The following is a 19,418-nucleotide window of genomic DNA, read 5'->3' as shown; positions in this document are numbered from 1 at the left end:
GGCGTCTCAGCCGAGCGCCAGACGCGCGCGGGCGGCGCGGTACTCGCGCTCCAGGCGATCCACCAGCTGTGCGGCAGGCACCACCTCGCGGATGGCGCCGATGCCCTGGCCGCAACCCCAGATGTCCTTCCAGGCCTTCTTGGAATCACCGCCGAAGTTCATCGCGCTGGGGTCGGACTCCGGCAGGTTCTCCGGATCCATGCCCGCGGCAATGATGGAGCCCTTCAGGTAGTTTCCGTGCACGCCGGTGAAGAGGTTGCTGTAGACGATGTCGTCGCTGTTGCTGGCCACGATCATCTGCTTGTAGGCCTCGGCGGCGCGGGCCTCCTCGGTGGCAATGAAGGCCGAGCCCATGTAGGCGAAGTCGGCCCCCATCGCCTGGGCGGCGAGGACGGCATCACCAGTGGCCATGGAGCCGGACAGCGCCAGCGGGCCATCGAACCACTCGCGGATCTCCTGGATCAGCGCGAAGGGGCTCTTGGTGCCGGCGTGGCCGCCCGCCCCCGCCGCCACGGCGATCAGGCCGTCCGCGCCCTTCTCGATGGCCTTGTGGGCGAACTTGTTGTTGATGATGTCGTGCATCACCAGCCCGCCCCAGGCATGCACGGCCTGGTTGACGTCCTCGCGGGCGCCCAGCGAGGTGATGACCAGCGGCACCTTGTACTTCTCGCACACGGCCATGTCCTGCTCGAGGCGGTCATTGCTCTTGTGCACGATCTGGTTGATGGCGAAGGGCGCGGCCGGGCGGTCCGGGTGAGCGCGATCGTGCGCCGCCAGGGCCTCGGTGATCTCGGCCAGCCAGTCGTCCAGTTGAGCGGCCGGGCGCGCGTTGAGCGAGGGCATGGACCCCACGATGCCGGATGTGCACTGGGCAATCACGAGCTTGGGGTTGCTGATGATGAACAGCGGCGAGCCGATGACGGGCAGGCGCAGACGCTTCAACAGGGCAGGCACGGTCATTCCAAGTCCTTCCGGAAAGACGGATCAACGAGACGGGAGATGGGAGGCAAGACTTGGCACCACGGGCGCGGGGTCAGGTCTTGCCTGAGGCGGAAGACTTCGATCAGAAGGCGTCCAGGGCCATTGCGGTGACGCTGTCCGCGCCCTCGACGATGGCATCGCGCTGGGCCAGCGCGCGCGGCAGGATGTGCTCGGCATAGAAGCGCGCGGTGGCGATCTTGGCCTGCATGAAAGCCTGGTCCTCGCCGGCGGCCAGCTTGTCCTCGGCCACCATCAGCGCGCGGGCCATCTGCCAGCCCGCCACCAGATTGCCGGCCAGCATGAGGTAGGGCACCGAACCGGCGAAAGCCGCATTGGGGTTGCCCTTGCCGCTGCCGGCGATGAACTCGGCCGCCTCCACGAAGGCCTTGCGAGCAGCCGACAGCTGCTTGAGCATGGCCTTGGCGGCGGCACTGCCACGAGCCGCCAACTGGACTTCGGTGCCCTCGATCTGGGTGGCCACGGCCTTGGCCATCTGTGCACCGTCGCGCAGGGTCTTGCGGCCCACCAAGTCATTGGCCTGAATGGCGGTCGTACCTTCGTAGATGGTCAGGATCTTGGCATCGCGGTAGTACTGCGCCGCGCCCGTCTCCTCGATGAAGCCCATGCCGCCATGCACCTGCACGCCCAGGGAGGTCACCTCCAGGCTCATCTCGGTGCTGTAGCCCTTCACCAGGGGCACCATGAACTCGTAGAAGGCCTGGTTCTGCTTGCGCGTCTCGGCGTCCGGATGGTGGTGTGCGGCGTCGTAGGCGGCAGCGGCCACGAGCGACATGGCGCGGCAGCCTTCCGTCAGCGAGCGCATGGTCATGAGCATGCGGCGCACATCCGGGTGATGGATGATGGCGGCGCTGCCGGCCACCGAGCCGTCCACTGGGCGCGACTGCACGCGGTCGCGGGCGTACTGCACGGCCTTCTGGTAGGCGCGGTCCGCAATGGCGATGCCCTGCACGCCCACGCCGAAGCGGGCCGCGTTCATCATGATGAACATGTACTCCAGGCCGCGGTTCTCCTGGCCGATCAGGTAGCCGATGGCGCCGCCGTTGTCGCCGAACTGGAGCACGGCCGTCGGGCTGGCCTTGATGCCCATCTTGTGCTCGATGGACACGCAATGGGCATCGTTGCGCGCGCCCAGCGAGCCGTCAGCATTGACCATGAACTTGGGCACGAGGAAGAGGCTGATTCCCTTCACGCCTTCCGGCGCACCGACCACGCGGGCCAGCACCAGGTGCACGATGTTCTCGGACATGTCGTGCTCGCCGTAGGTGATGAAGATCTTGGTGCCGAAGATCTTATAGGTGCCGTCCGGCTGCGGCTCGGCGCGGGTGCGCACCAGGGCCAGGTCCGAGCCGGCCTGCGGCTCGGTCAGGTTCATGGTGCCGGTCCAGCTGCCGTCGATCAGCTTCGGGATGTAGGTGGCCTTCTGCTCGTCGCTGCCGGCGGTCAGCAGGGCCTCGATGGCGCCGTCCGTCAGCAGGGGGCACAGCGCGAAGCTCATGTTGGCGCTGTTGATCATCTCGCCGCAGGCCGCGCCGATGGTCTTGGGCAGGCCCTGGCCGCCGAATTCAGTCGGGTGCTGCAGGCCCTGCCAGCCGCCTTCTGCGAACTGCTTGAACGCCTCCTTGAAGCCCGGAGTCGTGAAGACCTGACCGTCCTTCCAGTAGCTGGGGTTCTTGTCGCCTTCGAAGTTCAGCGGGGCGATCACGTCCTCGTTGAGCTTGGCGCACTCCTCCAGCACGGCCTGCGCGGTCTCGACGCCGTAGTCCGCGAATTCGGGAATCGATTCGGTCAGCTGCTGCAGGCCGGCGAGCTCCTGCATGGTGAAGATCATGTCCTTGACGGGGGCGCGGTAAGTCATCGTCTTGTCTCCAGATGGACGAAGGGCGCCGCAACCGTGAGTTCCGGCGCCCTCTGCTTCAGGCTATTGGCGTGTGGGGGCGGCTCAGAGGCTGCTGACCAGCTCCGGCACGGCCGTGAACAGGTCGGCTTCCAGGCCGTAGTCGGCCACCGAGAAGATCGGGGCTTCCGGGTCCTTGTTGATCGCGACGATCACCTTGGAGTCCTTCATGCCGGCCAGGTGCTGGATGGCGCCGCTGATGCCGCAGGCGATGTACAGCTGGGGCGCGACGATCTTGCCGGTCTGGCCGACCTGCCAGTCGTTGGGCGCGTAGCCGGCGTCCACCGCGGCACGCGAGGCACCCAGGGCGGCGCCCAGCTTGTCGGCCAGGGGGGTCAGGACTTCGTTGAACTTGTCGCTCGAACCCAGGGCACGTCCGCCGGAGACGATGATCTTGGCGGCGGTCAGCTCGGGGCGGTCGCTCTTGGTGACTTCACGGCCCACAAAGCTGCTCTTGCCGCTGTCGGCGGCGGCGGCCACGGTCTCGACGGCGGCGCTGCCACCGGTCGCGGCGGCGGCGTCAAAGCCGGTCGTGCGGACCGTGATCACCTTGACGGCGTCGGCCGACTGCACGGTGGCGATGGCGTTGCCGGCGTAGATCGGACGCTCGAAGGTGTCGGCGCTGATGACCTTGGTGATGTCGCTCAGCTGGGCCACGTCCAGCAGGGCCGCGACGCGGGGAGCGACGTTCTTGCCAGAGGCGGTAGCGGGGAACAGCAGGTGGCTGTAGCCCGAGGCCAAGGCCAGCACTTGCGCGGCCAGGTTCTCTGCCAGGCCGTCGGCCAGGGCGGCGCTGTCGGCGTGCAGCACCTTGCTCACGCCAGCGATCTGGGCAGCAGCGGCAGCGGCAGCGCCGGCATTGTGGCCAGCCACCAGCACATGGACGTCCCCACCAGCAGCCGCAGCGGCCGTGACGGTGTTCAGCGTGGCGCCCTTGATGGACGCGTTGTCGTGTTCAGCAATGACGAGTGCGGTCATGTCTTCTATCTCCATCAGTGCGGCGGACCGGCCGCCGCACCGCTTCAATCTGTATTTCCCAACTGAGCCCGAGGATCCGGCTTTGCCGGGCCTCCGGGCTCGCCCCTTGAGGGGCGCGCGAAGCGCGTAGGGGTGGTTAAATCACTTTCGCTTCGTTCTTGAGCTTGGACACCAGGGTGGCCACATCCGGCACCTTGATGCCGGCGCTGCGCTTGGGCGGCTCTTCGACCTTCAGGGTCTTGATGCGGGGGGCGACATCCACGCCCAGATCGGCCGGTTTGACGACGTCAAGCGTCTTCTTCTTGGCCTTCATGATGTTCGGCAGGGTGACGTAGCGCGGCTCGTTCAGGCGCAGGTCAGTGGTGACCACGGCCGGCAGGCTCAGGGACACGGTCTCCAGGCCACCGTCGACCTCGCGGGTCACGGCCACCTTGCCGTCGACCACTTCGACCTTGGAGGCGAAAGTGCCCTGCGGCAGGCCGGTCAGCGCGGCCAGCATCTGGCCGGTCTGGTTGCAGTCGTCATCGATGGCCTGCTTGCCCAGAATCACCAACTGGGGCTGCTCCTTGTCGACCAGCGCCTTCAGGATCTTGGCCACGGCCAGGGGCTGCAGCTCGGCGTCGGTCTCGACCAGGATGGCGCGGTCGGCACCGATGGCCATGGCGGTGCGCAGGGTCTCCTGGCATTGGGTCACGCCGCAGGACACGGCGATCACCTCGGTGACGACGCCCTTTTCCTTCAGGCGCACGGCCTCTTCGACGGCAATCTCGTCAAAGGGATTCATGGACATCTTCACATTGGCGATGTCCACACCCGTGCCGTCACTCTTGACGCGCACCTTGACGTTGTAGTCGACGACTCGTTTGACGGGAACCAATACCTTCATCGAAGCACTCCAGGCGAATTGACGTAAACGTTAATCAGGATTCTACGGGGGTCTGGTGCCCATGCGCGAAGCCCTGCACGCCGCACGTCCATCAAGGTGAAAAATAAAACGAACGATCGTTCTATTTTAGGCATGAAGAATGGGGCCTTGGCAAGCTGCATTTAGACTCCGCTCCCTGATGATGGACAGCAATCCCCGCGCCACCGCCCCGGCACTACCGAGCGCGCCGAGCATCGGTGTCTTCGATTCCGGCGTAGGCGGACTCACCGTCTTGCGAGCGCTGCGCAGCGCCCTGCCCGACGCCCCCCTGCATTACGTGGCGGATTCGGGTCATGCCCCCTACGGCCCCAAGAGCACCGAGGCCATCGTGGCGCGCTGCCTGGCCATCGGCGAGCACCTGATCGCTCATGGTGCCGCCCTGATCGTGGTGGCCTGCAACACCGCCACGGCGCACGCGGTGGCTGCCTTGCGGGCGCGCTGGCCCGCTCTGCCCATCGTGGGCATCGAGCCCGGCATCAAACCGGCCGTGCAGACCACGCGCAATGGGCGCATCGCCGTGATGGCCACGCAGGCCACTGTCAACAGCGAGCGGTATCGACAACTCATTGCCACCCATGCGGGCACCGTGCACGTGCACAGCCAGGCCTGCCCGGGGCTGGTCGATCGCATCGAGACCGGCCACCTGGACGACGAGCATCTGCAGAGCCTGCTCAAGACCTACAGCGACGCCGTGAAGGCCAGCGGCGCCGACACCGTGCTGCTGGGCTGCACGCACTACCCTTTCATCCAAGACCGCATCGAGACGCTGCTCGGGCCCGGGATCACCGTCCTCAACACGGAAGGCGCTGTGGCGCGGCAGACGCACAAGCGCTGGACGGAACTGGGCCTACCCGCCCAGCAGGCTTCGGTAAGGCTGGAAAGCACGGGCGATCCAGCGCCTCTCGAGCGGCTGGCCACCCTGGCTCTGCAGGCGCCTCAGACGGCGCGCCAGATCAACATCTGAACCCACTCCGACGCTGCGTGCACGCCGAGGAGTCAGAGACCTGCTGCAGAAATGAAAAAGCCGACACGAGGTCGGCTCTGACGCAATGCGATCTGGTGCCCGGGACGGGACTCGAACCCGTACGCCCCGTTCAGGGCCGCGGATTTTAAGTCCGCTGCGTCTACCAATTTCACCACCCGGGCAGGGTCGCTGACGGTGCGCATTATCTGCGGCAAGGCACCCCTGGCGGCACCGCAAGGGGCACGCCGGCATGAAGACCGGCCTTGAAACGACAAAGGGGAAGCAGTGCTTCCCCTTGTCAGATCTGGAGCGGGAAACGAGGCTCGAACTCGCGACCTCAACCTTGGCAAGGTTGCGCTCTACCAACTGAGCTATTCCCGCATGGGCCGGATGACAAGCATCCAGCGCATACAAACTGGAGCGGGAAACGAGGCTCGAACTCGCGACCTCAACCTTGGCAAGGTTGCGCTCTACCAACTGAGCTATTCCCGCATGGTGCCGGCTGCTTTGGTGGCAGCCAACGTTCGGATCGAATGATGGAGCGGGAAACGAGGCTCGAACTCGCGACCTCAACCTTGGCAAGGTTGCGCTCTACCAACTGAGCTATTCCCGCATGTCACTCTGGAGGCGCGGTCCGGAGTCGAACCGGACTAACCGGATTTGCAATCCGGGGCATAACCGCTTTGCTACCGCGCCATCACAATCCACGCCAAAGCCCTTGGTGAAGACCTTGACGAAAAAGGGAAGCCGGGGCCTCCCTTTTGAAATTCGTCTTCAAAATCCTGGAGCGGGAAACGAGGCTCGAACTCGCGACCTCAACCTTGGCAAGGTTGCGCTCTACCAACTGAGCTATTCCCGCATGGACTCTGATTAGAGTTCAACACACGTTTGAGAAAACCGCCTTCAAGACTATTGCCTTGATTTCAGTGTCGCACCGTTTGCGCTGAAGCTCAGATTATAGACCGGATTTTTTGACCCGCGCAAGCCTTGCGCGGGTCATTTCAATCAAAGTCTCAGTGCTTGATGGTTTCCCCCGCTGCAGCCGCCGGCTTGGCGGCCTCCTCAGCGGCCTTGGGCTGCACGGCTTCCTCTTCCGGGAGCGGCTTGGGCACGGACTCCAGCGCCACTTCCAGCACCCGCTCGATCCAGCGCACAGGCACGATCTCCAGCTGGTTCTTGACGTTCTCCGGGATGTCCTGAAGGTCCTTGACGTTCTCTTCAGGAATCATCACGGTCTTGACGCCGCCGCGGTGTGCAGCCAGCAGCTTTTCCTTCAGACCGCCGATGGCCGTCACCTCGCCTCGCAGCGTGATCTCGCCGGTCATGGCGACATCCGCGCGCACCGGAATGCCCGTCAGCGCGGAGACGAAGGCCGTCGTCATGGCAATGCCCGCGCTGGGGCCGTCCTTGGGCGTGGCGCCATCAGGCACGTGCACGTGCACGTCTCGCTTCTCGAAGAGCTCGTCCTTGATGCCCAGGCGGCTGGCCCGCGAGCGCACCACCGTACGTGCGGCCTCGACAGACTCCTTCATCACGTCGCCCAGCGAGCCGGTGCGGATGATGTTGCCCTTGCCCGGCATTGCCGTGGCTTCGATGGTGAGCAGGTCGCCGCCCACTTCCGTCCAGGCCAGACCGACCACCTGGCCGACCTGGTTGGTCTTTTCGGCACGACCGAAGTCGTACTTGCGCACGCCCAGGAAGTCGTGGAGGTTGTCTTCCGTGACGACCACCTTGCCTTCATAACTCTTCAGCTGGTGACCCTTGACCACCTTGCGGCAGATCTTGGAGACCTCGCGCTCCAGCGAACGCACGCCGGCCTCGCGGGTGTAGTAGCGGATCACGCCACGGATGGCGGACTCGGCCACTTCCAGCTCGTCTTCCTTGACGCCGTTGTTGCTGCGCTGCTTGGGCAGCAGGTAGCGCTGGGCGATGCTGACCTTCTCGTCTTCCGTGTAGCCGGACAGGCGGATCACCTCCATGCGGTCCAGCAGGGCCGGCGGTATGTTCAGCGAGTTGGACGTGGCCACGAACATGACATCGGACAGGTCGAAGTCCACCTCGATGTAGTGATCGGCGAAGGTGTGGTTCTGCTCGGGATCCAGCACCTCCAGCAGGGCCGAGGAGGGATCGCCGCGGAAGTCCATGCCCAGCTTGTCGATCTCATCCAGAAGGAACAGCGGATTGCGCGTGCCCACCTTGGAGAGCGACTGCAGCACCTTGCCCGGCATGGAGCCGATGTAGGTGCGGCGATGGCCGCGGATCTCGGCCTCGTCACGCACGCCGCCCAGGGCCATGCGCACGAACTTGCGGCCGGTGGCACGGGCCACGGACTGGCCCAGCGAGGTCTTGCCCACGCCGGGAGGGCCGACCAGGCACAGGATGGGTGCCTTGACCTTGTCCACACGCTGCTGCACCGCGAGGTACTCGAGGATGCGTTCCTTGACCTTATCGAGGCCGTAGTGGTCCTCGTTCAGCACGGACTCGGCGAAGGCCAGGTCGTGCTTGATCTTGGTCTTCTTGCTCCAGGGCAGGTTGACCAGGGTGTCGATGTAGTTGCGCACCACGGTGGCTTCGGCCGACATGGGCGACATCAGCTTGAGCTTCTTCAGCTCGCCCTCGGCCTTCTTGCGGGCTTCCTTGGGCATGCGGGCGGCCTGGATGCGCTTTTCCAGCTCTTCCATGTCGGCGCCTTCTTCGCCGTCGCCCAGTTCCTTCTGGATGGCCTTGACCTGCTCGTTGAGGTAGTACTCGCGCTGGCTCTTCTCCATCTGGCGCTTGACGCGGCCACGGATGCGCTTTTCCACCTGCAGGATGTCGACCTCGTGCTCCAGGAGGTCCAGCAGCTTCTCCAGGCGCTTGGCGACGTCAGCCAGGTCCAGCACGGACTGCTTGGCATCGAGCTTGAGCGGCAGGTGGGCTGCGATGGTGTCCGCCAGGCGGCCGGCGTCGTCGATGCCGGCGATGGAGGTGAGGATCTCCGGGGGGATCTTCTTGTTGAGCTTGACGTACTGGTCAAACTGCTGGGTCACGGCGCGGCGCAGGGCCTCCACCTCAGGGGCCAGGGTGGCCTCGGGCGGGATGGGCGTGACCTCGGCAACAAAGTGTTCCTCGGTCTCGCTGATGGTGTTGGTGGTGGCGCGCTGCAGGCCCTCCACCAGGACCTTCACGGTGCCGTCTGGCAGCTTGAGCATCTGCAGAATGCTGGAGACGCAGCCGACCTCAAACATGTCGTCGGCCTTGGGCTCGTCCTTGCCGGCGGCCTTCTGAGCCACAAGCATGATCTGGCGGCCGGCGTCCATGGCAGCCTCCAGGGCCTTGATGGACTTGGGGCGCCCCACGAACAGCGGGATCACCATGTGCGGGAACACCACCACATCGCGCAGCGGCAGCAGCGGGAGGGTGATGGGTTCTGCGGGCAGGATGGGATGACCGGACATAGAAACCTCTCTTTCTCAGGCCCATCTGGGGCCCGAGGGCCTGATTGCAAGGCCGGGCGGCTGCCCTCTTTTGCCATCAGACCGATATTGACGGTGCTTTGGCACGCAAGCGGCCCGAAGGCCACCCGCATGCAGGCAGGGACCGGTCAGGCGCTCGCCTTGGCCTGCTCGCGATAGACGAGCAGCGGCTTGGCGTCTTCCTCGATGTTGTGTTCGTCCAGCACGACCTTGGCCACGCCATCGAGGGCCGGCAGTTCGAACATGGTGTCGATCAGCGAATGCTCCATGATGGAACGCAGGCCACGCGCCCCCGTTTTGCGGGCCAGGGCCTTGCGTGCGATGGCACCCAGGGCCGAGGAACGAATCTCCAGTTCCACGCCATCCATGGCGAACAGCTGCTGGTACTGCTTGACCAGGGCATTCTTGGGCTCGGTGAGGATCTGGATCAGTGCGTCCTCGGTCAGTTCGCCGAGAGTGGCGACCACCGGCAGGCGGCCCACCAGCTCAGGGATCAGGCCGAACTTGATCAGGTCCTCGGGCTCGACCTCGCGGAAGAGCTCGGAGACCTTGCGCTCGGACTTGCTCTTCACCGAGGCACCAAAGCCGATGCCGGACTTCTCGGAGCGGTTCTGGATGACCTTTTCCAGGCCGTCGAAGGCGCCGCCACAGATGAACAGGATGTTGGTCGTGTCAATCTGCAAGAAGTCCTGGTTGGGGTGCTTGCGGCCACCTTGCGGGGGCACCGAGGCCATCGTGCCTTCGACCAGCTTCAGCAAGGCTTGCTGCACGCCCTCCCCCGACACGTCACGGGTGATGGAGGGGTTGTCGGCCTTGCGGGAGATCTTGTCGATCTCGTCGATATAGACGATGCCACGCTGCGCACGCTCGACGTCGTAATTGCAGTTCTGCAGCAGCTTCTGGATGATGTTCTCGACGTCCTCGCCCACGTAGCCGGCTTCGGTCAGCGTGGTGGCGTCGGCGATCACGAAGGGCACGTTGAGCAGGCGGGCCAGGGTCTGGGCCAGCAGGGTCTTGCCGGAGCCCGTGGGGCCGATCAGCAGGATGTTGCTCTTGGACAGTTCCACCTCGCCCTTGTTGTCCGCCATGTGGCGCAGGCGCTTGTAGTGGTTGTAGACCGCCACGGACAGCGTGCGCTTGGCGACATCCTGGCCGATGACGTACTGGTCCAGGCTGCTCTTGATTTCACTCGGGACGGGCAGATCGGATTTGCTGGCACGCGGCTGCGCGCCTTCGGCCGGCACCTCATCGCGGATGATGTCGTTGCACAGCTCGATGCACTCATCGCAAATGAATACCGACGGGCCAGCGATCAGCTTCTTCACTTCATGCTGGCTCTTGCCGCAGAAGGAGCAGTAGAGGACTTTCTCGCTGGAGTTGCCTTTTTTCTCGGCCATGGATCTGCTTTTCGGTTCAGGTGGGAGACCTGTGCTGATGATAGTTCATAAGAAGAAAGGGCCCTTGGGTGGATAAGGGCCCTCATCCGGCACCAGTTGGCAGCGGCACCGGGTGCGTCATGCGGGCCAGACGAGGCCTCGGTGAGCCCCCGCCCTGCCCGCTCGCACTCAGGGTCGCTTCTCGATCACCTGGTCGATCAGGCCATAGGCCTGAGCTTCGGCGGCCGACATGAAGTAGTCGCGCTCGGTGTCGTTCTGGATCTTCTCCAGGGGCTGGCCACTGCGCTCGGCCATGATGCGATTGAGCTGCTCGCGGGTCTTGAGGATCTCGCGGGCATGGATCTCGATGTCTGTGGCCTGACCTTGGGCGCCACCCAGGGGCTGGTGGATCATGATCTTGGAGTTGGGCAGAGCGAAACGCTTGCCCTTGGCACCGGCCGTCAGCAAGAAAGCGCCCATGCTTGCGGCCATGCCCATGCACAGGGTCGAGACCTCGGGCTTGATGAACTGCATGGTGTCGTAGATGGACATGCCGGCCGAGACGCTACCGCCGGGGCTGTTGATGTACAGCGAGATCTCCTTGTCAGGGTTCTCGCTCTCCAGGAACAGCAACTGGGCCACGACCAGGTTGGCGGTGGCGTCATTGACGGGGCCTACCAGGAAGATGATGCGCTCGCGCAGCAGGCGGCTGTAGATGTCGTAGGCACGCTCGCCGCGGCCCGATTGTTCGATGACGATGGGCACCATGCCCAGATTGCTCGTTTCCAGCGCGCTCATGAAGGGTCCTTGCGGTTGGTTCAGCGGGTGATAGCGGGTCATATGGGGTCGGATTATGTCCCGGCAAGCGCAGGCTTTCCGCCAGGGGTTCATCCGAGCAACAGCGGCGAGCCCCTACCCGGGCCCGAGTGCCGACACCGGCCACGCCCCAGGCTCCCGCGCAATGAAAAAAGGCGCCGGCCTAACGGCACGGCGCCCTTGGCAGTCCCGGGGCGGGCCCGGGACTCCGAGTCATCAGGCCTGGGCCATCAGTTCGTCGAAAGGCAGGGCCTTGTCGCTGACCTTGGCCTTGGCCAGCACGAAGTCGGTGACGTTGTTCTCGATCACGATGGCTTCGACTTCGGCCAGGCGCTGACGGTCGCTCAGGTACCAGCGCACGACTTCGGCGGGCTTCTCATAGCTCTGCGACAGCTCTTCGATGTGAGCTTGCAGCTGCTCGGGCTTGGCCTGCAGGTTGTTGGCACGAACCAGCTCCGACACCACCAGACCCAGACGCACGCGGCGCTCGGCTTGGGCGGTGAACAGCTCGGCGGGGATCGGGGCCTTGTCGGCATCCTTGACGCCGCGCTTCTTCAGGTCCTCGCGGGCACCTTCGACCAGGCGCTCGGTCTCGCCGCTCACCAGGGCCTTGGGGATGTCCAGCTCGGCAGCGGCTACCAGGGCGTCCATCACGGCAGCCTTGTTGCGGGCCAGCACGCGGAACTTCACTTCGCGCTCAAGGTTCTTCTTGATGTCGGCGCGCAGGGCTTCGACCGTGGCGTCCTTGATGCCCAGGGACTTGGCAAAGGCCTCATTCACTTCGGGCAGGTGCTGGGCCTCGATCTTCTTGACCGTCACCAGGAAGTCGGCTTCCTTGCCGGCCACGTCCTTGCCGTGGTAGTCCTCGGGGAAGGCCAGGGGGAAGGTCTTGGACTCGCCCGCCTTCATGCCGCGCACGGCCTTCTCGAAGGCCTCAAGCATCTGGCCTTCGCCCAGCAGGAACTGGAAGCCTTCGGCCTTGCCGCCAGCGAAGGTCTCGCCGTCGATCTTGCCTTCGAAGTCGATGGTGACGCGATCGCCGTCAGTGGCAGCCTCGGCAGCAGGACGCTGGGCGAAGGTGCGGCGCTGCTTGCGCAGGATCTCGACGGTCTTGTCGATGGCTTCCTCGGTCACCTCGCTGGAGACGCGCTCCACCTCGGCGGCAGTCAGATCGCCGATCTTGACTTCAGGATAGACCTCGAAAGTGGCGTCAAAGGCCATCTGGCCTTCGGGCGCATCGTCCTTCTGAGCGATGTTGGGCACGCCGGCGACGCGCAGTTGCGCCTCGTTGGCTGCGGCGGTGAAGGCCTGACCCAGCTTGTCGTTCATGACTTCATACTGGACGGAATAGCCATAGCGCTGGGCGACCACGCTCATCGGCACCTTGCCGGGGCGGAAGCCATCAGCCTTGACCGTGCGGGCCAGCTTCTTCAGGCGGGTCTCGACTTCGCTGTTGATGTCAGCGGCCGCCAGCGTGAGCGTGATGCGGCGTTCGAGCTTTTCGAGGGTTTCGACGGTGACAGCCATAGTGGACTCTGTGAACAAAGTGATTCTGGTGCGCGGGGTCGGACTCGAACCGACACGCCCGTGAAGGCGTCAGGACCTAAACCTGGTGCGTCTACCAATTTCGCCACCCGCGCGAGTGGTTTCAAGGCTGCCGCAGCATCGGGGTCCTAAAACCCCAAGCCACCTCAGCCTCGTGGCATTTCGGCAAACCGGTGATTGTAGCCGTGAATACGGGCATTTCCCGGACCTAGGGGTTAGCCGCAATCACCTCCCCCCAAAAAGAGAAAGGCGCCCTGCCCGTTTCCAGGCAAGGCGCCCCGGTGCCAGGCCGCTCAGAAGCGAGAGGGCGTCGGGAAGCGCGAGTTCGCTTCCGCCGGGCGCATCACCCGGAACCAGGCCGCATACATGGCCGGCAGGGCCAGCAGCGTCAGCACGGTAGCGACGATCAGGCCGCCCATGATGGCCACAGCCATCGGGCCCCAGAACACACTGCGTGACAGCGGAATCATGGCCAGCACCGCTGCCGCCGCCGTCAACACGATGGGGCGGAAGCGCCTCACCGCCGACTCGACGATGGCCGACCAGGCCGGCACGCCGCGGGCACGGTCCTGCTCGATCTGGTCGATCAGGATCACCGAGTTGCGCATGATCATGCCCATCAGCGCGATCACACCGAGCAGGGCCACGAAGCCGAAGGGCCTGTTCAGCAACAGGAGTGCCGCCGCCACGCCGGCAATGCCCAGGGGGCCGGTCAGGAAGACCAGCATGGCACGCGAGAAGCTCTGCAGCTGCAGCATCAGCAGGGTGAAGATGATGAAGAGCATCACTGGCACACCGGCGGCGATGGAGCCCTGGCCCTTGCTGCTTTCCTCCACCGCGCCGGCCACCTCGATGCGGTAGCCTGGCGGCATCTTGGCTGACAGCGCCTGCATCTGGGGCCAGACCTGGGCCGAGACGGTGGCCCCCTGCATGCCCTCCTCCACGTCGCCCTGCACGGTGACCGCGTAGTTGCGGCCCTCGCGCCACATGACGCCGGGCTCCCATTCAAAGCCCACCTTGGCCACCTGGGTCAGGGGCACGGCGCGGCCGGTCGTGGTGGGCATGTAGGCATTGCCCAGGTCGGTGATGGCATTGCGCTCTTCCAGGGGCTGGCGCAGCACGATGTCGATGAGCTTGTCCGCCTCGCGGTACTGGCCGATGACGGTGCCCGACAGGATGGTGCGCGAGGCCTGCGCCAGGCTCTGGCTGGTGACGCCCAGGGCGCGGGCCTTGTCCTGATCCACGTCCAGCTTGAGGGCCTTGATGGACTCGTTCCAGTTGTCGTTGACGCCGCGCATGTGCGGATTGGCCTTGAGCAGCTCCTTGGCCTTGTCGGCCCACTGGCGCACGAGCCTGGGGTCCTCACCCGTCACGCGGAACTGCACCGGATAGGGCACCGGCGGCCCGTTGGGCAGCAGCTTGACGCGGGTGCGGACCTCGGGGAACTCGGTGGCCATCAGCTCAGGCAGGCGCTTGCGCAGGGCCTCGCGCTGGGCAAGGTCCTTGGGCAGCACGATGGCCTGGCTGACATTGGACTGCGGGAAGACCTGATCCAGCGGCAGGTAGAAGCGCGGCACGCCGCTGCCCACCCAGGTGGTGATGCTGGCCACGCCCTCTTCCTTGAGCATGCGGGCCTCGAAGCGCTTGGCCATCTGCTCGCTCTGCTGGATGGTCGAGCCCTCGGGCAGCCACAGGTCGACGAGGATCTCGGGCCGGCTGGAGTCGGGGAAGAACTGCTGCTGCACGCGGGTCATGCCGAAGAGGCCGGCCAGGAACAGCAGCACGGTGATGCCTATGGTCTTCCAGCGATGCTCCACGCACCAGCGCACCATGCCGCGGAAGCGGTTGTAGAACGGCGTGTCGAAGAGCTCATGACTCTCGCCGGGATGGCCGGCCTTGGTCTTGAGCAGGAAGGAGCCCAGGTAGGGCACGAAGTAGATCGAGACCACCCAGGAGATGACCAGCGAGGCCGCCGTCACCGCGAAGATGGCGAAGGTGTACTCGCCCACCGTGGACTGCGCCAATCCGATGGGCAGAAAGCCCACGGCCGTGATCAGCGTGCCGGTGAGCATGGGCATGGCGGTGACGTCATAGGCGAAGGTCGCCGCATGCATCTTGTCGTAGCCCTCTTCCAGCTTGCGGACCATCATCTCGACCGCAATGATGGCGTCGTCCACCAGCAGGCCCAGCGCAATGATCAGAGAGCCCAGCGAAATCTTGTGCAGCCCGACGCCCCAATAGAACATGGTGACGAAGGTGATCGCCAGCACCAGCGGGATGGTGATGGCCACGACCAGGCCCGGCCAGATGTCGATGCGCAGGGGCCGCGTGTGCAGGCCCAGGCTGATGAAGCTGACGGCCAGGACGATCACCACGGCCTCGATCAGCACATGGACGAACTCGTTCACCGAGCGCGAGACCGAGGCCGGCTGGTCCTGGATCTGCGAGAGCTCCATGCCCGCAGGCAGGCCCTTCTGGACCTCGGCCAGTTGGGTCTTGAGTGCCTGGCCCATGGCGATGATGTCGCCGCCCTTGGCCATGGACACGCCCAGGGCCAGCACCTGCTTGCCCTGGTGGCGCACCATGGTGCTGGGCGGGTCGACGTAGTCGCGCTTGATCTCGGCGATATCACCCAGACGGAACTGGCTGGCTGCCCCTGTGAAGGGATTGACCGCACGAATGGAGAAGTCGCGCAGGGCCTTCAGGTCATCCAGCTGACCCTGCACGCGGATCTGCAGATTGGTACTGCCGGCATTGAGCACGCCCGCGCCTTCCACCGCGTTCTGGGCGCCGATCTGGTTGATCACCTGCGTGAAGTCCAGGCCCAACTCGGCCAGGCGCTTCTGCGAGACCTCGATGTAGATCTTCTCGGGCTGGATGCCGAAGACCTCCACCTTGGCCACGTCGCGCACCTTGAGCAATTGGTGACGCACGCGCTCGGCGTAGACCCGGGTCTCCTCACGGCTGAAGCCATCGCTGCTCAGGGCGTAGATGGAGCCGTAGACATCACCGAAGTCGTCGTTGAACACGGGGCCCAGCACGCCCTGCGGCAGGGTGTAGCGCATGTCGTTGACGCGCTTGCGGACCTGGTACCAGACGTCCGCCACATCCTTGGGCGGCGTGCTGTCCTTCAGCTGAAAGATGGTGAGCGACTCGCCCGGCTTGGTGTAGGAGCGGATCTTGTCCGAGTAAGGCACTTCCTGCAGCGTCTTCTCGATCTTGTCCGTCACCTGGTCGGCCATCTGCATGGCAGTAGCGCCCGGCCAGAAGGCCTGGACCACCATCAGGCGGAAGGTGAAGGGCGGGTCCTCGTCCTGGCCGAGCTGGAAATAGGCGGCAAAGCCCATCACCATCAGCACGATCATGAGGTAGCGCGTCAGGGCGGGGTGTTCCAGCGCCCAGCGCGACACATTGAAGCGGGAGCCTGCGTGGCCCGGTTTGCTGCTCATGGACACAGTGAGCCTCCTCAGCGCGAAGCCGCAGCGGGCGCGGCAGGCGCGGCATCACCCGCGTAGCGACGCACCTTCTGGCCGTCGTTCAGCACATGGACGCCTGCCGTCACCACCTCCTGGCCGGGCGTGAGCCCGCCGGCAATGACGACGGTATTGCCGTCAGCCCCACCGATCTGCACCGGCTGGGCCTTGACCGTCATGGCGGCGGGGTCCAGCACCCAGACCTGGCTCTTGCCGCCCCGCTCCAGGATGGCGCTCAGCGGCAGCTTGACCACATTGCCCAGCCGCGGCAGCTCCCACAGCACCGCAGCCGTCTGGCCCAGCTTGACGTCAGCCTTGCCCACATCTGCCTTGACCTGGAAGGTGCGGGTGACGGGATCGGCCGCAGCCGACACTTCCCGCAAGGTCAGCGGCACGACTTCCTGCTGCCCCCACAGGCGCATGCGCAGCGCGCCAGGCTGGCTGGCAGCCGCGCGCAGGCCACCGACCTGGTCTTCGGGAACGGAAAACACCACGTCACGCGGCCCGTCATGGGCAACACGCAGCACCGGCATGCCCGCGCCTACCACCATGCCTGGCTCTGCGTCCACACCGGTCACGACGCCAGGCGCATCCGCCACCAGGCCGGCATAGGCCACCTGGTTGCCCTGCACACTGGCCTGGGCCTTGGCCTGGTCCAGCTGAGCCTGGGCCGCCTTGAAGTAGGCATCGCGGCGCTCCAGTTCAGCAGCACTGATGAAACCCTGTTGATGCAGTTCGATGAAGCGCCGGTAGTCCGCACCGGCCTGATCACGATTGGTGCGGGCAGCAATCATCTGGGCCTGCGCCGCGTCGGCCCCCAGGCGCAGGTCCTGGGCATCCAGCTGCGCCAGCACCTGCCCGGCGCGCACCTTGTCGCCCACATTCACCAGACGCTGCTGGATCTTGCCTCCCACCCGGAAGGACAGGCGGGATTCGGTCCGGGCGCGGATCTCGGCCGCGAACTCACGCGTCATGCCGGCGCTGCCCGCCTCGATCAGCTGTGTCCGGACGGCGCGTTCAGGTTCAGGGGCTGCCGCCTGCTTGCCGCAAGCGCTGAGCAGCAGGGCCACCATCATGGGCAGCAAGGCGGGGAATCGGGCATTCCGGATTTTGGGCATCGAGGACCTCTTCATGACGGATCGTGCGGCAAGGCACGGCGGCAGGCCACAGGGCTGCCGCGCAGTAACTGACTGACCGGTCAGTAATGTATTAAGCACGTTCCGGCTTGTCAAACCCCGAAACGTGCGCGCCGACACACCGCCAGGCCAGCGGACATTGCGGACACAATGCCGGCCGTGAGCATAGAGCACTACGAGAACTTTCCCGTCGCCTCCTGGCTGTGTCCCCCACACTTGCGGCCTGCCGTGGTGGCGATCTACCACTTTGCGCGGACCGCAGACGATCTCGCGGACGAAGGCAGCGCCACGACTGCCGAACGCCAGGCAGATCTGCGCGCCTATCGCCAGGACCTGCACGCCTGCTTCGCCGGCCAGGCGCCCTCACCCCGCTGGGCGTCCCGCGTCTTTGCGCCGCTGGCCCCGCAGGTGATTCGGCATGGCCTGCCCTTGCCCTTGTTCGAAGCCCTGCTGGACGCCTTCGAGCAGGACCTCGTCAAGACCCGCTACAACAGCCGGGAGGAGCTGCTGCACTACTGTGAGCGGTCGGCCAATCCGGTGGGCCGGCTGCTGCTGCATCTGTATGGCGTCGACAGTCCGACGGCCTTGGGGCAGTCGGATGCCATCTGCAGCGCGCTGCAGCTGATCAATTTCTGGCAGGACTTCAGCCGCGACGGCCCCAGCGGCCGCTGCTATGTACCCCAGGAAGATCTGGCTCGCCATGGCCTGCAGGCCGAGGCCTGGGTGCGCTGCGAAGACAGTCCGGCGGCCCGGCGCCTCATCGCCGAGCTCTGCGATTGGTCCCGGCAGCTGATGCTGATCGGCATGCCCCTGGTTCATACCCTGCCAGGGCGGGCAGGGTGGGAATTGAGGCTGGTCGTCCAGGGCGGGCTGCGCATTCTTGAGAGAATCCGGGCCATGGATCATGCCTCTCTTGTTCATCGTCCGCACCTGAGCGCCCTGGACGCCGCCCCCCTGCTGTGGCGAGCCCTGCGCATGCACCCAGCCTCCCAAGGAGCTGCCGCGTGACACCCGACCAGTACGCCCAGCAGCGCGCGGCCGCCAGCGGATCCAGCTTCTACTACGCCTTCCAGTTCCTCACGCCGCCACGGCGCGCTGCCATCACCGCCTTCTACGCCTTCTGCCGCGAGGTGGACGACGTGGTGGACGAGATCCAGGACCCGGGTGTGGCCGGCGCCAAACTGGCCTGGTGGCGCAAGGAGGTGCAGGCAGCTTTTGCCGGCCAGCCCAGCCATCCGGCCATGAAGGCCCTGATGCCGCACGTCCGGGACTACGACATCCGCGCTGATCACCTGCTGGCCGTGATCGAGGGCTGCCAGATGGACCTGGACCAGAGCCGCTACCTGGACTTCGCCGGCCTGCAGCGCTACTGCCACCTCGTGGCGGGCATCGTGGGCGAAGTAGCCTCGGGCATCTTCGGCCGTACCGAGGCCCAGACCATCGCATACGCCCACAAGCTGGGCCTGGCCCTGCAGCTGACCAACATCATCCGGGACGTGGGCGACGACGCCCGCCGCGGCCGCATTTACCTGCCGGTGAATGAGCTGCAGCAGTTCGGCGTCAAGGCCAACGAGATCCTGTTGCGCCAGGCCCCCTGGGGCTACAGCGAGCGCTTCACCGCCCTCATGCAGTTCCAGGCCGAGCGCGCCCACCGCTGCTATGACGAGGCCTTCGCCCTCCTGCCCGAGGCCGACCGCAAGGCCCAGAAGCCTGGCCTGATGATGGCCAACATCTACCGCGCCCTGCTGCGCGAGTTGGAGGCCGAAGACTTCCGCGTGCTGCACCAGAAAATCTCGCTGACGCCGCTGCGCAAGGTCTGGATCGCGATGAAAACCAACTGGCGCGGCCGCTGAA

At 65.3% G+C, this 19,418-nt stretch carries 13 protein-coding genes and 7 tRNA genes; 3 read left to right on the top strand and 17 right to left on the bottom strand.

The window, feature by feature from the left end; all coding sequences use genetic code 11:
- Window positions 1-6 precede the first annotated feature (6 nt).
- The 4 genes from ACS5PK_RS05950 to ACS5PK_RS05935 form a co-directional block, all read right to left on the bottom strand.
- Complete coding sequence (locus tag ACS5PK_RS05950; RefSeq protein ID WP_439439327.1) at window positions 7-960, bottom strand: NAD(P)H-dependent flavin oxidoreductase; 954 nt, start codon at window positions 958-960, stop codon at window positions 7-9.
- 103 nt (window positions 961-1,063) lie between these two features.
- Window positions 1,064-2,857 (bottom strand): acyl-CoA dehydrogenase, encoded by a 1,794-nt coding sequence (locus ACS5PK_RS05945; protein ID WP_439439326.1) that lies wholly within the window; start codon window positions 2,855-2,857, stop codon window positions 1,064-1,066.
- An 84-nt stretch (window positions 2,858-2,941) separates the two neighbouring features.
- A complete protein-coding gene (locus ACS5PK_RS05940; protein WP_439439325.1) occupies window positions 2,942-3,874 on the bottom strand; it encodes an electron transfer flavoprotein subunit alpha/FixB family protein in 933 nt (310 codons plus the stop codon).
- Between the two features lie 136 nt (window positions 3,875-4,010).
- Window positions 4,011-4,760: an electron transfer flavoprotein subunit beta/FixA family protein gene (locus ACS5PK_RS05935; RefSeq protein ID WP_439439324.1), complete on the bottom strand. Its 750-nt coding sequence runs from the start codon at window positions 4,758-4,760 to the stop codon at window positions 4,011-4,013.
- A 178-nt stretch (window positions 4,761-4,938) separates the two neighbouring features.
- On the opposite strand from ACS5PK_RS05935, the gene murI reads away from it, so the two are divergent.
- On the top strand, window positions 4,939-5,763 hold the full coding sequence (murI, locus tag ACS5PK_RS05930; protein WP_439439323.1) for a glutamate racemase: 825 nt from the start codon (window positions 4,939-4,941) through the stop codon (window positions 5,761-5,763).
- Between the two features lie 93 nt (window positions 5,764-5,856).
- On the opposite strand, the gene ACS5PK_RS05925 is transcribed toward murI, so the two are convergent.
- From ACS5PK_RS05925 to ACS5PK_RS05865, 13 genes are all read right to left on the bottom strand, one after another.
- Window positions 5,857-5,945, bottom strand: a tRNA-Leu gene (locus ACS5PK_RS05925).
- A 123-nt stretch (window positions 5,946-6,068) separates the two neighbouring features.
- Window positions 6,069-6,144, bottom strand: a tRNA-Gly gene (locus tag ACS5PK_RS05920).
- 35 nt (window positions 6,145-6,179) lie between these two features.
- A tRNA-Gly gene (locus tag ACS5PK_RS05915) sits at window positions 6,180-6,255 on the bottom strand.
- A 45-nt stretch (window positions 6,256-6,300) separates the two neighbouring features.
- Window positions 6,301-6,376 (bottom strand) — tRNA-Gly (locus ACS5PK_RS05910).
- Between the two features lie 9 nt (window positions 6,377-6,385).
- A tRNA-Cys gene (locus tag ACS5PK_RS05905) sits at window positions 6,386-6,459 on the bottom strand.
- Window positions 6,460-6,546: 87 nt separating this feature from the next.
- Window positions 6,547-6,622: transfer RNA gene (locus ACS5PK_RS05900), tRNA-Gly, on the bottom strand.
- 154 nt (window positions 6,623-6,776) lie between these two features.
- Complete coding sequence (gene lon, locus ACS5PK_RS05895) at window positions 6,777-9,200, bottom strand: endopeptidase La (protein ID WP_439439322.1); 2,424 nt, start codon at window positions 9,198-9,200, stop codon at window positions 6,777-6,779.
- A 146-nt stretch (window positions 9,201-9,346) separates the two neighbouring features.
- Window positions 9,347-10,615: an ATP-dependent Clp protease ATP-binding subunit ClpX gene (gene clpX, locus ACS5PK_RS05890; protein ID WP_183104799.1), complete on the bottom strand. Its 1,269-nt coding sequence runs from the start codon at window positions 10,613-10,615 to the stop codon at window positions 9,347-9,349.
- Window positions 10,616-10,783: 168 nt separating this feature from the next.
- Entirely contained in the window at window positions 10,784-11,392 is a 609-nt protein-coding gene (clpP, locus tag ACS5PK_RS05885) for an ATP-dependent Clp endopeptidase proteolytic subunit ClpP (RefSeq protein ID WP_269629651.1), read from the bottom strand.
- A gap of 234 nt (window positions 11,393-11,626) precedes the next feature.
- The gene (gene tig / locus ACS5PK_RS05880; protein WP_439439321.1) at window positions 11,627-12,937 is read right to left on the bottom strand and encodes a trigger factor; all 1,311 of its coding nucleotides are present in this window, start codon (window positions 12,935-12,937) and stop codon (window positions 11,627-11,629) included.
- Between the two features lie 26 nt (window positions 12,938-12,963).
- Window positions 12,964-13,050: transfer RNA gene (locus tag ACS5PK_RS05875), tRNA-Leu, on the bottom strand.
- Between the two features lie 198 nt (window positions 13,051-13,248).
- Window positions 13,249-16,404: an efflux RND transporter permease subunit gene (locus ACS5PK_RS05870; protein ID WP_439439320.1), complete on the bottom strand. Its 3,156-nt coding sequence runs from the start codon at window positions 16,402-16,404 to the stop codon at window positions 13,249-13,251.
- Window positions 16,405-16,421: 17 nt separating this feature from the next.
- Window positions 16,422-17,546, bottom strand: coding sequence for an efflux RND transporter periplasmic adaptor subunit (locus ACS5PK_RS05865; RefSeq protein WP_439439319.1), 1,125 nt, complete (start codon window positions 17,544-17,546; stop codon window positions 16,422-16,424).
- A gap of 168 nt (window positions 17,547-17,714) precedes the next feature.
- Here ACS5PK_RS05865 and hpnC point away from each other — a divergent pair, with 168 nt between their 5' ends.
- Both hpnC and hpnD read left to right on the top strand, forming a co-directional pair.
- Complete coding sequence (gene hpnC / locus ACS5PK_RS05860; protein WP_439439318.1) at window positions 17,715-18,572, top strand: squalene synthase HpnC; 858 nt, start codon at window positions 17,715-17,717, stop codon at window positions 18,570-18,572.
- Window positions 18,569-19,417, top strand: coding sequence for a presqualene diphosphate synthase HpnD (hpnD, locus tag ACS5PK_RS05855; protein ID WP_439439317.1), 849 nt, complete (start codon window positions 18,569-18,571; stop codon window positions 19,415-19,417). The genes hpnC and hpnD overlap by 4 nt, the downstream gene beginning before the upstream one ends.
- The last annotated feature ends 1 nt before the right edge of the window (window position 19,418 follow it).

Source organism: Roseateles sp. DB2, assembly GCF_051857535.1.
Taxonomy (GTDB): domain Bacteria; phylum Pseudomonadota; class Gammaproteobacteria; order Burkholderiales; family Burkholderiaceae_C; genus Roseateles_B.
Note: the sequence above shows the minus strand (reverse complement) of the source record. Positions and strands in the feature narration are given on the sequence as shown.

What these genes read in the sequence shown, in the direction of transcription:
- ACS5PK_RS05950 (WP_439439327.1), bottom strand. Translation starts at nt 960, where the DNA reads ATGACCGTGCCTGCCCTGTTGAAGCGTCTGCGCCTGCCCGTCATCGGC.
- ACS5PK_RS05945 (WP_439439326.1), bottom strand. Translation starts at nt 2,857, where the DNA reads ATGACTTACCGCGCCCCCGTCAAGGACATGATCTTCACCATGCAGGAG.
- ACS5PK_RS05940 (WP_439439325.1), bottom strand. Translation starts at nt 3,874, where the DNA reads ATGACCGCACTCGTCATTGCTGAACACGACAACGCGTCCATCAAGGGC.
- ACS5PK_RS05935 (WP_439439324.1), bottom strand. Translation starts at nt 4,760, where the DNA reads ATGAAGGTATTGGTTCCCGTCAAACGAGTCGTCGACTACAACGTCAAG.
- murI (WP_439439323.1), top strand. Translation starts at nt 4,939, where the DNA reads ATGATGGACAGCAATCCCCGCGCCACCGCCCCGGCACTACCGAGCGCG.
- lon (WP_439439322.1), bottom strand. Translation starts at nt 9,200, where the DNA reads ATGTCCGGTCATCCCATCCTGCCCGCAGAACCCATCACCCTCCCGCTG.
- clpX (WP_183104799.1), bottom strand. Translation starts at nt 10,615, where the DNA reads ATGGCCGAGAAAAAAGGCAACTCCAGCGAGAAAGTCCTCTACTGCTCC.
- clpP (WP_269629651.1), bottom strand. Translation starts at nt 11,392, where the DNA reads ATGAGCGCGCTGGAAACGAGCAATCTGGGCATGGTGCCCATCGTCATC.
- tig (WP_439439321.1), bottom strand. Translation starts at nt 12,937, where the DNA reads ATGGCTGTCACCGTCGAAACCCTCGAAAAGCTCGAACGCCGCATCACG.
- ACS5PK_RS05870 (WP_439439320.1), bottom strand. Translation starts at nt 16,404, where the DNA reads ATGAGCAGCAAACCGGGCCACGCAGGCTCCCGCTTCAATGTGTCGCGC.
- ACS5PK_RS05865 (WP_439439319.1), bottom strand. Translation starts at nt 17,546, where the DNA reads ATGCCCAAAATCCGGAATGCCCGATTCCCCGCCTTGCTGCCCATGATG.
- hpnC (WP_439439318.1), top strand. Translation starts at nt 17,715, where the DNA reads ATGCCGGCCGTGAGCATAGAGCACTACGAGAACTTTCCCGTCGCCTCC.